The 13476-nt window shown below is 55.6% G+C and carries 7 protein-coding genes, 2 tRNA genes, 3 rRNA genes and 1 pseudogene; 7 read left to right on the forward strand and 6 right to left on the reverse strand.

What is annotated here, in order from left to right; all coding sequences use genetic code 11:
• Positions 1 to 79 precede the first annotated feature (79 nt).
• From A7J50_RS00595 to rrf (A7J50_RS00615), 5 genes are all read left to right on the forward strand, one after another.
• Positions 80 to 156: transfer RNA gene (locus A7J50_RS00595), tRNA-Ile, on the forward strand.
• A gap of 30 nt (positions 157 to 186) precedes the next feature.
• Positions 187 to 262, forward strand: a tRNA-Ala gene (locus A7J50_RS00600).
• Positions 263 to 512: 250 nt separating this feature from the next.
• Positions 513 to 3404: ribosomal RNA gene (locus A7J50_RS00605) — 23S ribosomal RNA — on the forward strand.
• Positions 3405 to 3571: 167 nt separating this feature from the next.
• Positions 3572 to 3687, forward strand: a 5S ribosomal RNA gene (gene rrf, locus A7J50_RS00610).
• Positions 3688 to 3796: 109 nt separating this feature from the next.
• A 5S ribosomal RNA gene (gene rrf, locus A7J50_RS00615) occupies positions 3797 to 3912 on the forward strand.
• A 176-nt stretch (positions 3913 to 4088) separates the two neighbouring features.
• Here rrf (A7J50_RS00615) and A7J50_RS30260 read toward each other — a convergent pair.
• Positions 4089 to 4351, reverse strand: a pseudogene (locus tag A7J50_RS30260) (TonB-dependent siderophore receptor); the annotation flags it as partial.
• A 321-nt stretch (positions 4352 to 4672) separates the two neighbouring features.
• Here A7J50_RS30260 and A7J50_RS00620 point away from each other — a divergent pair.
• Positions 4673 to 6553, forward strand: coding sequence for a methyl-accepting chemotaxis protein (locus A7J50_RS00620; protein WP_064450081.1), 1881 nt, complete (start codon positions 4673 to 4675; stop codon positions 6551 to 6553).
• A gap of 39 nt (positions 6554 to 6592) precedes the next feature.
• Here the strand turns inward: A7J50_RS00620 and A7J50_RS00625 are convergent, their stop codons facing one another.
• From A7J50_RS00625 to A7J50_RS00640, 4 genes are read right to left on the reverse strand one after another with little or no spacing between them, the layout of a single operon-like run.
• A complete protein-coding gene (locus A7J50_RS00625) occupies positions 6593 to 7051 on the reverse strand; it encodes an SRPBCC family protein (protein WP_064450082.1) in 459 nt (152 codons plus the stop codon).
• 18 nt (positions 7052 to 7069) lie between these two features.
• Positions 7070 to 10447: an amino acid adenylation domain-containing protein gene (locus A7J50_RS00630; RefSeq protein ID WP_064450083.1), complete on the reverse strand. Its 3378-nt coding sequence runs from the start codon at positions 10445 to 10447 to the stop codon at positions 7070 to 7072.
• On the reverse strand, positions 10444 to 11391 hold the full coding sequence (locus A7J50_RS00635) for a diiron oxygenase (RefSeq protein ID WP_064450084.1): 948 nt from the start codon (positions 11389 to 11391) through the stop codon (positions 10444 to 10446). The genes A7J50_RS00630 and A7J50_RS00635 overlap by 4 nt, the downstream gene beginning before the upstream one ends.
• On the reverse strand, positions 11388 to 12146 hold the full coding sequence (locus A7J50_RS00640) for a DUF3050 domain-containing protein (RefSeq protein WP_064450085.1): 759 nt from the start codon (positions 12144 to 12146) through the stop codon (positions 11388 to 11390). Before A7J50_RS00640 ends, A7J50_RS00635 begins: the two co-directional genes overlap by 4 nt.
• 86 nt (positions 12147 to 12232) lie before the next feature.
• On the opposite strand from A7J50_RS00640, the gene A7J50_RS31270 reads away from it, so the two are divergent.
• Positions 12233 to 12373 (forward strand): hypothetical protein, encoded by a 141-nt coding sequence (locus A7J50_RS31270; protein WP_156526239.1) that lies wholly within the window; start codon positions 12233 to 12235, stop codon positions 12371 to 12373.
• 155 nt (positions 12374 to 12528) lie between these two features.
• On the opposite strand, the gene A7J50_RS00645 is transcribed toward A7J50_RS31270, so the two are convergent.
• Positions 12529 to 13239: a GntR family transcriptional regulator gene (locus tag A7J50_RS00645; RefSeq protein ID WP_064450086.1), complete on the reverse strand. Its 711-nt coding sequence runs from the start codon at positions 13237 to 13239 to the stop codon at positions 12529 to 12531.
• Positions 13240 to 13476: the final 237 nt, after the last annotated feature.

A 13476-nucleotide genomic window follows, 5' to 3' on the forward strand; every position in this document is an offset into this window, starting at 1 on the left:
GACGACATCAGCTGCTCCATAAGTTCCCACACGAATTGCTTGATTCATTGAAGAAGACGATAAGAAGCAGCCCGAAATTGGGTCTGTAGCTCAGTTGGTTAGAGCGCACCCCTGATAAGGGTGAGGTCGGCAGTTCGAATCTGCCCAGACCCACCAATTTTGTGTGGGAAACGCCTGTAGAAATACGGGGCCATAGCTCAGCTGGGAGAGCGCCTGCCTTGCACGCAGGAGGTCAACGGTTCGATCCCGTTTGGCTCCACCACTACTGCTTCTGAAGTTTTGAAAGCTTAGAAATGAGCATTCCATCGTTAAGGTGGTGAATGTTGATTTCTAGTCTTTGATTAGATCGTTCTTTAAAAATTTGGGTATGTGATAGAAAGATAGACTGAACGTTACTTTCACTGGTAACGGATCAGGCTAAGGTAAAATTTGTGAGTTACTCGTAATTGAGTATTATCGAATTTTCGGCGAATGTTGTCTTCACAGTATAACCAGATTGCTTGGGGTTATATGGTCAAGTGAAGAAGCGCATACGGTGGATGCCTTGGCAGTCAGAGGCGATGAAAGACGTGGTAGCCTGCGAAAAGCTTCGGGGAGTCGGCAAACAGACTTTGATCCGGAGATGTCTGAATGGGGGAACCCAGCCATCATAAGATGGTTACCTTACACTGAATACATAGGTGTATGGAGCGAACCAGGGGAACTGAAACATCTAAGTACCCTGAGGAAAAGAAATCAACCGAGATTCCCTTAGTAGTGGCGAGCGAACGGGGACTAGCCCTTAAGTGGCTTTGAGATTAGCGGAACGCTCTGGAAAGTGCGGCCATAGTGGGTGATAGCCCTGTACGCGAAAATCTCTTAGTCATGAAATCGAGTAGGACGGAGCACGAGAAACTTTGTCTGAATATGGGGGGACCATCCTCCAAGGCTAAATACTACTGACTGACCGATAGTGAACTAGTACCGTGAGGGAAAGGCGAAAAGAACCCCGGAGAGGGGAGTGAAATAGATCCTGAAACCGTATGCGTACAAGCAGTGGGAGCCCACTTTGTTGGGTGACTGCGTACCTTTTGTATAATGGGTCAGCGACTTATTTTCAGTGGCGAGCTTAACCGAATAGGGGAGGCGTAGCGAAAGCGAGTCTTAATAGGGCGTCTAGTCGCTGGGAATAGACCCGAAACCGGGCGATCTATCCATGGGCAGGTTGAAGGTTGGGTAACACTAACTGGAGGACCGAACCGACTACCGTTGAAAAGTTAGCGGATGACCTGTGGATCGGAGTGAAAGGCTAATCAAGCTCGGAGATAGCTGGTTCTCCTCGAAAGCTATTTAGGTAGCGCCTCATGTATCACTGTAGGGGGTAGAGCACTGTTTCGGCTAGGGGGTCATCCCGACTTACCAAACCGATGCAAACTCCGAATACCTACAAGTGCCGAGCATGGGAGACACACGGCGGGTGCTAACGTCCGTCGTGAAAAGGGAAACAACCCAGACCGTCAGCTAAGGTCCCAAAGTTATGGTTAAGTGGGAAACGATGTGGGAAGGCTTAGACAGCTAGGAGGTTGGCTTAGAAGCAGCCACCCTTTAAAGAAAGCGTAATAGCTCACTAGTCGAGTCGGCCTGCGCGGAAGATGTAACGGGGCTCAAACCATACACCGAAGCTACGGGTATCACGTAAGTGATGCGGTAGAGGAGCGTTCTGTAAGCCTGTGAAGGTGAGTTGAGAAGCTTGCTGGAGGTATCAGAAGTGCGAATGCTGACATGAGTAACGACAATGGGTGTGAAAAACACCCACGCCGAAAGACCAAGGTTTCCTGCGCAACGTTAATCGACGCAGGGTTAGTCGGTCCCTAAGGCGAGGCTGAAAAGCGTAGTCGATGGAAAACAGGTTAATATTCCTGTACTTCTGGTTATTGCGATGGAGGGACGGAGAAGGCTAGGCCAGCTTGGCGTTGGTTGTCCAAGTTTAAGGTGGTAGGCTGGAATCTTAGGTAAATCCGGGATTCTAAGGCCGAGAGCTGATGACGAGTCATCTTTTAGATGACGAAGTGGTTGATGCCATGCTTCCAAGAAAAGCTTCTAAGCTTCAGGTAACCAGGAACCGTACCCCAAACCGACACAGGTGGTTGGGTAGAGAATACCAAGGCGCTTGAGAGAACTCGGGTGAAGGAACTAGGCAAAATGGCACCGTAACTTCGGGAGAAGGTGCGCCGGTGAGGGTGAAGGACTTGCTCCGTAAGCTCATGCCGGTCGAAGATACCAGGCCGCTGCGACTGTTTATTAAAAACACAGCACTCTGCAAACACGAAAGTGGACGTATAGGGTGTGACGCCTGCCCGGTGCCGGAAGGTTAATTGATGGGGTTAGCTAACGCGAAGCTCTTGATCGAAGCCCCGGTAAACGGCGGCCGTAACTATAACGGTCCTAAGGTAGCGAAATTCCTTGTCGGGTAAGTTCCGACCTGCACGAATGGCGTAACGATGGCGGCGCTGTCTCCACCCGAGACTCAGTGAAATTGAAATCGCTGTGAAGATGCAGTGTATCCGCGGCTAGACGGAAAGACCCCGTGAACCTTTACTATAGCTTTGCACTGGACTTTGAATTTGCTTGTGTAGGATAGGTGGGAGGCTTTGAAGCGTGGACGCCAGTTCGCGTGGAGCCAACCTTGAAATACCACCCTGGCAACTTTGAGGTTCTAACTCAGGTCCGTTATCCGGATCGAGGACAGTGTATGGTGGGTAGTTTGACTGGGGCGGTCTCCTCCTAAAGAGTAACGGAGGAGTACGAAGGTGCGCTCAGACCGGTCGGAAATCGGTCGTAGAGTATAAAGGCAAAAGCGCGCTTGACTGCGAGACAGACACGTCGAGCAGGTACGAAAGTAGGTCTTAGTGATCCGGTGGTTCTGTATGGAAGGGCCATCGCTCAACGGATAAAAGGTACTCCGGGGATAACAGGCTGATACCGCCCAAGAGTTCATATCGACGGCGGTGTTTGGCACCTCGATGTCGGCTCATCACATCCTGGGGCTGAAGCCGGTCCCAAGGGTATGGCTGTTCGCCATTTAAAGTGGTACGCGAGCTGGGTTTAGAACGTCGTGAGACAGTTCGGTCCCTATCTGCCGTGGACGTTTGAGATTTGAGAGGGGCTGCTCCTAGTACGAGAGGACCGGAGTGGACGAACCTCTGGTGTTCCGGTTGTCACGCCAGTGGCATTGCCGGGTAGCTATGTTCGGAATAGATAACCGCTGAAAGCATCTAAGCGGGAAACTAGCCTCAAGATGAGATCTCACTGGGACCTTGAGTCCCCTGAAGGGCCGTCGAAGACTACGACGTTGATAGGTTGGGTGTGTAAGCGCTGTGAGGCGTTGAGCTAACCAATACTAATTGCCCGTGAGGCTTGACCATATAACACCCAAGCAATTTGCATGCTCCGAGCTGAAAAGCGAAAGAGACCAGATTGCGGTGTGTGAAGACGATAGAACCGAAAGTTCGATCTCACAAAACACCGAAAGCTATCACATACCCAATTTGCTGAAGCGAGGCCATCTGGTCACGACTCAGTACCCGAATTTCTTGACGACCATAGAGCATTGGAACCACCTGATCCCATCCCGAACTCAGCAGTGAAACGATGCATCGCCGATGGTAGTGTGGGGTTTCCCCATGTGAGAGTAGGTCATCGTCAAGATTAAATTCCAGAACCCCTGTTTGCTAACGCAAACAGGGGTTTTGTTTATGTAGAAGTCCATGAATTTCACTGGCGCGTTGCTAACACGACGTACTGGTACACAGAATTTCTTGACGACCATAGAGCATTGGAACCACCTGATCCCATCCCGAACTCAGCAGTGAAACGATGCATCGCCGATGGTAGTGTGGGGTTTCCCCATGTGAGAGTAGGTCATCGTCAAGATTAAATTCCGAAACCCCTGTCTGCTAATACAGACAGGGGTTTTGTCGTTTAGAGGTTTGATAATTGACCCGCTCTTGCTGCTGGCTACTGATCGGTATTAAGAGGGCAGCTCAACGACGCTAACAAAACAGCCGACACCTGAAATCAGGCGACGGTTGCCTGGAAACAATAACGGATCAGAACTGGTCGCTTGCCGTCGCGCTGACATTACGCTCCTCACCCAGATAGCAGACGTTCAGGTTGGCACCGGATGCCATATAGGTCTCGTTGGTGAGGTCAGTCGAACATCCACACCTTTCAACCCCACCTTACCTGCATCGTACCCTCCTGAAGCGTCAGACAAGCTGTAGGTCGGCACCTTCATCGCGTTCCCTGCATCTGCCCATCTATACCCTACGTATCGCATCCCACCGCCAAGTCGCAAGCCGTCCAGGGCACCTACAGCGCGACGAAACCCCGATTTATCCGTTTCCATCAGGTCTTTCAAATAGACGCCATTTTGCTAAAGCCGTCGACGGAAGCGGGTCAGATGTATATCGCTGATTTTTGTCCTGCCTAACTATTCACCTCTACCGCCGGTCGGTTTCCTACTCAAAGTAACGATGGATCTCACAAATTTCTAAGATTTATTCTGTCTTGGCCGAAAGCCTGATGAGCCATGCGTGCACCGAAATAGAGCGACCCGAGAGTCTGCCTATCCCGTTACATGGAATGTTCCACTCGGCACGCTCACCCCCCTTTGGCAAAAGAAGTCGATGAAATGAATCTTAAGTTCAGTCATAAAATTCTGTTGGCCGCGTCAGGCGTCGTGGTTCTGGCCTTCGCGTTATTCACGCTCTACAACGACTACCTGCAGCGCAGCACCATCAAGCAAAACCTCGAGTCGTCTATCCAGCAATCAGGCGAGCTTACGGCCAGCAGCGTGCAGAACTGGCTCAGCGGGCGCATCCTGGTCCTCGAAAGCCTGGCGCAAAACGTTGCCCATCAGGGGAGTGGTGCCGACCTTCCAGGGCTGGTCGACCAGCCGGCGTTCACCTCAAACTTCCAGTTCACCTATGTCGGTCAAACCAACGGTGTGTTCACCCAGCGCCCTGACGCGAAGATGCCCGACGGTTACGACCCACGTCAGCGTCCTTGGTACAAGCAAGCAGTGGCCGCCGATAAAACCATGCTCACCCCGCCTTACATGGCTGCGGTGGGTGGGCAGATCGTAACCATCGCTCTGCCAGTCAAGAAGAACGGTGAACTGCTGGGCGTGGTCGGCGGTGACCTGAGCTTGCAAACCCTGGTGAAGATCATCAACTCGGTAGACTTCGGCGGTATCGGCCATGCGTTTCTGGTCAGTGCCGATGGCCAGGTGATCGTCAGTCCTGACCAGGACCAGGTCATGAAAAACCTCAAGGACATCTACCCAGGTACAAGTCTTCGTATCGAGAAGGTCAGCCAGGATGTCGTCCTGAACGGCCAGGACCGCATTCTTTCGTTCACTCCGATCAGCGGTTTGCCGGGTGCGGACTGGTACATCGGTCTCTCGATCGACAAGGACAAAGCCTACGCGCCACTGGGTAAGTTCCGTACTTCAGCGTTGATTGCCATGTTGATTGCGGTCGTAGCGATTGCCGTGCTGTTGAGCCTGCTGATTCAAGTACTGCTGCGTCCGCTGACCACCATGGGTACTGCCATGCAGGATATTGCCCAGGGCGAAGGCGATTTGACCCGTCGCCTGGACGTGACCAGTAAGGATGAGTTTGGCGAGGTTGGCAGTGCCTTCAACCAGTTCGTCGAGCGTATCCATGCCTCTATTTCCGAAGTCTCTTCGGCAACACGTCAGGTACACGATCTGTCCCAGCGTGTCATGGCGTCTTCCAACGCGTCGATCATCGGCTCTGACGAACAAAGCGCGCGTACCAACAGCGTGGCAGCGGCGATTAACGAGCTAGGCGCCGCCACCCAGGAAATTGCGCGCAACGCGGCCGATGCTTCGCAGCACGCCAGTGGTGCCAGTGAGCAGGCAGACGACGGTCGTAAGGTCGTAGAGAAAACCATCCTGGCGATGTCGGAACTGTCGCAAAAGATCAGCCTGTCCTGCACTCAGATCGAAACCCTGAACGCCAGCACCGACAACATTGGTCATATTCTCGATGTGATCAAAGGCATCTCCCAGCAAACCAACTTGTTGGCGCTCAATGCCGCGATCGAGGCTGCCCGTGCTGGGGAAGCCGGGCGTGGGTTTGCGGTGGTTGCGGATGAAGTGCGTAACCTGGCTCACCGTACCCAGGAGTCTGCGGAAGAGATCCATAAAATGATCACTTCGCTGCAAGTGGGTTCGCGTGAAGCGGTGACCACCATGAACGCCAGCCAGACCTCCAGCGAAGAAAGCGTTGAAGTGGCCAACCAGGCCGGTGCGCGCCTGGTCAGCGTGACGCAGCGAATCGTAGAGATCGATGGCATGAACCAATCGGTTGCTGCCGCCACCGAGGAGCAGACGGCGGTGGTTGAAACCCTCAACGTCGACATCAACCAGATCAACCTGCTGAATCAGCAGGGCGTGGCAAACCTCAACGAAACGCTCAAGGATTGCGATGCGCTGTCCCAGCAGGCCAGCCGACTGAAGCAACTGGTCGACAGCTTCAAGATCTGACCCACCTTATGCAGGGGCGAAGGCTTTCGCTCCTGCTCATCAGCCAAGCATCTTCCGCACATTCTCCAGGGCGCTGTCGGCGAAGGCCTGCACAAACAGTTCAAACTCCGCCTGCGGTGTATCGACCGGTTCGCCAATCAGGGTCCAGGTCGCCCTGGAGTATCCTGCACCAAGCACTTGCACACTCATTGCGGCCCACAGTCGGGCGACACCCAACGTGTTGTAGAGGGTGGTCCACGTCATGTACATCGCGTCGTCGTTTCGGCTATTGAGCTGCTCGACGACACAATGGCCATCGTGGAAAAATTTCGTGCGCAAGGCGCCTACACCTGTGCCCGTCATTTCGATGTGCGAGAGGGCGGGAATGAAGGCATCAAATTCCGCAAAGTTGCCTACCACACTCCACAGGCGAGCGGCCTCGCACGCGACGTTGATAGACGCCTCCAAGGCGGAGCCATTCGGGTTGCGGATCAATGTATCGGGTTGCAGCAGTTTCATAAGGGTGTCCTGAAACGGTCAGAGAAATCCGATGGCCTTGAGGTGGTCGCAGCCCCTGCGCAACAGCGCCGGTTCCTTTTGCGGGTATTGCTCGCCCATGGATTCAACACCTTGGCGGGCGTTGTCGTGACAAATCATCGAGATGTCACTGATGTCTTCGGCAAGGTCATCCAGGTAGAAACCCAGCACACCAAACAGCGCGTTATCGCGACCCACCGTCTGTAGCTCTCTTTGCCAATGTGCAACGCTCACCCGTTCGAAGTGATGGCCCGCCCGGCTGAATGCATCAAGGTAGTGATCCCAGCTCAACGGTTGCGGGTTATGCAGGTTGAATACGTTTCGCCCGACAGCATATTGGCCGCAGTGGAACGCGACAAAACGGGCAAAGAAATCCACCGGCATGAGGTCGAAGTTCACGTTCAGGCGTGGCGCCATACCCAACTGCAGTGACCCTTTGAGCATCAGCATCAGGCGGTTGTTTTGCGGCTGGCAGACACCGCTGCGGCTGTTGAAGGCGATGTTGCCCGGTCGATAGATATTCACCCAGGCACCTTGCTCGATCGCACGCCCTAACAGCCGCTCGGCGACCCATTTGGACAGGTTGTAGCCATTCTTGAGGTAGAGCGGCAACGTGGCCACCGCCGGTGTTTCGAGGATGTACCCGCGGGCGTCGATGCTGCTGCACGCCGACAGCGTCGAGATGAAATTGAAAACCTTTTTGCAGTGGGTTTCACACAGTCGCAGGCACTCCAGCACCGAATCGACGTTGTCACTGGCCAGTGAGGCGTAATCCATCACATGATTGACCCGCGCTGCGTTGTGCACCAATGCCCCATGGCTGTGGGCGAGTCGCTCATATACATCGCAGGCCAGGCCCAGACGAGGCAGGCTGATATCGGCGGCATATACCTGCACCCGGCTCAGGTCCAAATGCTCCAGGCGATACTCGCGTAATGCCTGGGTAAACCGCGCCGTGGCGCAGTGGCCCGGCTGTTCACGCACCAGGCAAGCCACCTCCAGTACACCCCCTGCCAATAACGCTTCGACGAGATGCACGCCGACAAAACTGTTGGCGCCTGTGACGATCACCTTGCGCGGATCGCCAGTGCGGTCTTCGTGCAGCATTTCTATATTCAGCGCCTGCGATGCATCCTGCTCCGCCTGGCCTGACGGTACTTCAGGTAGCGCGCCGTCCTCCATCAGCACGGTGAGCGTACGAATCGTCGGAGTTTCAAAGAAACGGCTCAATGAGAGGCTGCGGCCAAACGCTTCGCGCAAACGCAGCAGCAGGGTCGACAGCAGGATGGAATGACCGCCGAGGTTGAAAAAGCTGTCATCAATCGAGAAGTCATCGCCGGGCACGTCCAGCAATTCGCTCCACAGCGCCACCAGCCGCGTTTGGAGAGGTGTTTGCGCTGGGCGTCTGGCAACGTGGTGGGTAGCGTGCTTCGGCATCGCCAGCAACGCCACACGGTCGATCTTGCCATGGCTGGTGCGCGGCATCGTTGGCAGCTCGGTCCACACTGCCGGGTGCATATAATCCGGCAGCCACTGCTGTGCATATCGCTTCAGGCCAGCCACCGTGGCGTCCGGTTCGGGCTGGGCGACGACGCAGAAAATCCTGCGATCACCATCGATCACCACAGCCACTTGGCGGAATAATCGACTGGCGCGCAGGCACTGCTCGATCTCTTGGGGCTCGACCCGAAAGCCACGGATCTTCACTTGGTCATCCCGCCGGCCGCCCAGCTCGATACCGTCCGGCGTCCATTTCGCCAAGTCACCGCTGCGGTAGGCCTGCAGCGTCCGGCCATCAGGCAGTGTCAACACCATGAACGGGTCGTCGACCTGCGGCGGCGCGTTCACATACCCCAGGCTTACGCCAGGGCCGACGATGTATAGATCGCCCGTCACCTGTTCATCCACCGGTTGCAGCTTGTCGTCGAGGATCAACACTTGGCTGTTCGCGATGGGGCGGCCCAGGTTGCGATTGCTGTCACCGGGCTGAAACGTCCGGTGGGTGACCAGCACCGTAGTCTCGGTAGGGCCGTAGAAATTGTGCAAGGGGTACTGGCTCGCCAATCGTTCGATCACATGCGGCTCGCAGGCATCACCACCGGTCAACAGATGGCTAAGGCCCAAAGGCTGATCCAACGGCAGAATGCTGAGTAGCGCGGGCGGCAGAAAAGCATGGCTGATGCGCTGGTGGCGAATCAGCTCGACCAACTGATGAGGATCGCGCCGCTGGGCTTCGCTTGGAACGATCAACTCGGCACCGGCTATCAGGGCAGGGAAAATATCGATCAGCGATGAGTCGAAACTCAGCGGCGACAATTGCAGTACACGGCTCTGTTCGTCCAGCGCCAGGCAGGTACCGAACCAGGCCGTGAAATGCGCAAGGTTGCGTTGACTCAGCAGTACGCCCTTCGGTTGGCCAGTGGTGCCCGAGGTGAATAGCGCGATGCACGGAGCTTCGATGCAGGGGCGATGGTGCATCAAGGGCTGCGTAGTGTCGGCCAGTGCCATGTCGACAGTGCAGACATTCAGGGTAACGAAATGGTCGCGCAGAGGGTGTTGGCCATCATCGAGCAACACCTTGGCCCTGGTGCTGTGCAGCATCGCTTGATGGCGCTGTGACGGATGCTCCGGCGCCAGGGGCAGGTAGACCGCGCCGCAGCCCAACACCGCGAGAATACTGGCGTACAGCTCGACAGATTTTTCCAGGCACACGCCGATCACCGGGGGCGACGGAATGCCCTCCAACAGCGGCCGCAGGCGTTGCTGGATCGACAGGGCCCGCTCTTGTAATTGACGGTAAGTCAGCACGGCGCCCGCGATGTTCAGCGCCGTTCGTTCTGCGAAGGTATGGAGACTGATCTGTAGCCGTTCGATTATCGGCACCTGGGCCGTCTGCAATAGCGCCGGTTGCGCAGTGCGATTGAATCGATGCATAAATGCCAGTGCATCCAGCCCTTTCAAGCCGTGCTCGGGCCACGTGTTGGCCGTGGTTACTGCCGTGAAGAACTCTGGGTCCCTCGAGAAGCCGCTGACCAGCAAGGCGACGCACTCGACCAGTGCGTTCGTCGCCTGTCTGCGCAAACGTTGGCCGTTGCCGCTGGGCTCCTCGGCAACGTCCTGCACCGCCAGCAAGCGCTGGTCATGGCCATAGCAACGCAACTGCACAGAGGGAAGCCCGTAGTCGGACTCTGGGCCGATACCCACGCGCAGGCTTATCCACTGGGCTTTGTCGGAACGTGTGGACGGTGGTTGGCTGCCGTCCTCAATGAGCACATCAAGGGCTTCTGTTGCGCTGACATGTCCGTATTGCTCGAGCGTTTGCCTGACTGCCTCCAAAGCCTCGCTCGTGCCGCTCCATCCAATCGTCAAGCGCCTCATGCCGGCCTCCGCGTGTCGGGGAGATAGTCGCTCAGGGTACGCGCGACGCTGGGTGTGTTCAGCACGCCGCTCTGGTGCAGGAACCCCATGATGTTGCCAAGCAGGGGGTGCTGGCGGGTGATGGGAAAGTCCAGCGCCGCGACTTCGGCCCGCAGGGTCTGTCGGGTATTGGCGCTGACGTCCAGGTGTTCGATCAGGTGTAGATCGAAGCTTTTTTGCAGATCGTTGGTCAGGTAATGCGCCAAAAAAATTGGCAGGATTTCGGCGATGCTGTCGCGATCGCTCGGGCTTGCCGCCTGCCAGTAGATACGCACCAATTGCGTCCAGAACTGTGCATGGCGCCCTTCGTCAAACAAGTGATCGGCCATCAGGCCACGGATGGATGGCTTGACACTGTCGTCCTTGGAAAACGCCGCTACCGCATGGGTGACGGTGTTCTCGGCGATGGCTACGCCAATCAACTCCACGGCATCGCGCAGGTGTGGTGCTGCCAGCGCCCGCGCTGCCGGCAGGGCACGGCTCAGTTCGATTTGCCCGGGTAGTTCGAGCGGTTGTATGCCGGTCATTTCCACGGTCTGTTGCAGGAAATCCAATGCGACCAGCGCGTGGTAATCCTCATCCACCACGACGGTCATCGCATCCACCCGACAGGCGCGAGGAAAGGGCAGCGAGAAGCGATTCTTGGCGATACTGCGGGCGGTCTTGTCGACGATTTCGGTTTCGAAAATCACCACATCATTGATGAATTTGTAGAAGCTTTGCACCAGCACGAAATCGCGCCACTGCGGGCAGTGTTCGAGGAAGGTCGCAGTGAGTACCAGCGGCTGGCGGCACAAGGGGTAGATCAATCTGTCATCGTTTTCGAGCAAGCGCCGAGGGCGGGTGCGGATGGTTGCCCGGCGTTCCCAGTCTTCGGCAAAGGAGCGGTAGTCGGCGGCAATCATGATTGCACCTCTTGCAGCGCGGCACTTACGTCGTCCCACAAGCTGAGTCGGCTTTCCACGGCGGCGAGGGCGAAGTCATCTGCCTGGCGTTGGCGCGCCGGGTCAGCGCCGATCAGGCGTTGGAGCAAATGCTCTGCCCCCGGCCCATGTTCCTGGGAGTCCAATGCGATGTGACGGCTGAGGTAGTGGCACAAGGTCGGCGCCTGGCGTTCAATCAATGCGTTGCCATGCAGAATGCGTTCGAACATCGACGGTATGACACTCTCGCGGCCATGCAAGAAGGCCGCTGCCACGCAGTGGGTCGGTGCGTGCAGCGCGATCTGTAACGTGCTGTCGACGAAGCGGGCCACGCCTGGCAGCACATTGATCAGCTGCAGGGCCGTGCTTGCTTCGACGCCCTGATGCTGCAGCTCAATGAAGCGCCGGACAGTGGTGGTATCGGCGCCTGCCTCGGCCATGGCTTCCAGATACAGTTCAAAGTGGCTGCAAGCGCCTCGCGTTGGGTGTTCGTCCGATTCTTCGCCGAGCACGATTTCATTAATGAGGCGTGCGGCGAGTGGGTCCGCCGGTGGGAGCCAGGGCAATTGCGTGCAGGTCAGATCTTGCTGCAGGCGTTTGGTCAGTGTCATGAAGTCCCAAACGGCAAACACATGGTGTTCCATGAAAAGTTGTAACTTGTTAAGTGAAGTTATTTCTGTAAATAACGGATGGCTGCACAACTGCAGTTTTTTTTGTTCAAGTAAGTGTTGATGCATGGTTGACGCCTATAAGTTGTTGCGACTGTTCTGGAAACAGTGGTGAGGTGTTTAATTCAATATGAAAAGATGGCGTTTAGCCCATCATGCGCGCGGCGCTGGCCGAGGATCGGTCTGCGCTGCCGTATGAGGTGTGTGTTTTATTGAGGGCGGATAATAATCTGATTAAACGTTTTGATGAGCTTGTAAAAGTATTAGATGGTTTTTCGGAAAATGGTTTGTTGTGAGTGAGTTGCTTGATTAGTTGTCGGATATTTCCTTGGAATAAACGGGCTTATTTATATCGAATTGTTGGATCCGGCGTATGACTGTGCGAAGGCTCCATGATGGGAGGGGAGCCCCGCACTGTATAGGTAAGGTGTAGGCGCAGCGCTTTAGAAGTTTACTGCGCGCTATTCTTTTCGTTGGCTTCAAGACTATTGAGATAAGTGGAGATCACCTCCATCCCTCGCGTCAGGTGATTGCGTAGCGTCAGAATACTTTCGTCGACTTTCTTCTGCGCCACCAGGCTCAACAGTTCCCGGTGGTCTTCCTGAGACGTCTCGCCCAACCCCATCGCCTCGAGGTTGAAGCGCAGGAAGCGTTCCTCCTCATTCAGACCGTGCTCGACCAATTTGAGCAACCGCTGGTTGGGCGCCTTGCCATACAGCGCCATGTGGAACAGGCGATTGAGCCGGCCAATCTCGGTATAGTCCTTCTCGCGTTCCAGTGCATTGATGCAGGCGTCGGCTTGCGCAATGTCCGCGTCGGTGAGCAGTGGAATCGATAAGCGCAGCGCTTCGGATTCCAGCAGCATGCGCAGTGCGTAGGTCTCGGCCGAATTATCTTCGATCAACGGTGCAACCACGGCGCCTTTGTGGGTCACCACATGCAGTAAGGATTGGGCTTCCAATTGGCGCAAGGCTTCGCGCACGGGCATGCGGCTGACGCCGAACAGGCTGGCCAGTTCCTGCTGGCGCATCGCGGTACCACAGGGCAAGCGGCCATCGAGAATGGCATTGCGCAACGTTTCTTCAATAACGGCGCGAGCAAGATGGGCTGGGATAGGCCCGCTGGTTTTGATGCTGCTCAAAGGGTTCGGCTTCTGCGTCACGGTTACGCTATCCTCCTTGCTTGAATAAAGTGTGTTTAATTGGATCCAATGCACACTAAAGATGGGTCACACACTTGTCAAACAGCCAGGGTTTCAGTTTGTAAGGGCTTACGGGATCTACTTTGAGCATCCCACAAGGGGCGTTTATAAATTCGGACCGCTTATCAATGATTGCACTGTGCCATTGTTTTTTGGTGGTTGAAGCTTCACCATCCCTGAAATTCCGTCTCTCTTCAC

The organism is Pseudomonas antarctica, from assembly GCF_001647715.1.
GTDB classification, from domain to species: domain Bacteria; phylum Pseudomonadota; class Gammaproteobacteria; order Pseudomonadales; family Pseudomonadaceae; genus Aquipseudomonas; species Aquipseudomonas antarctica_A.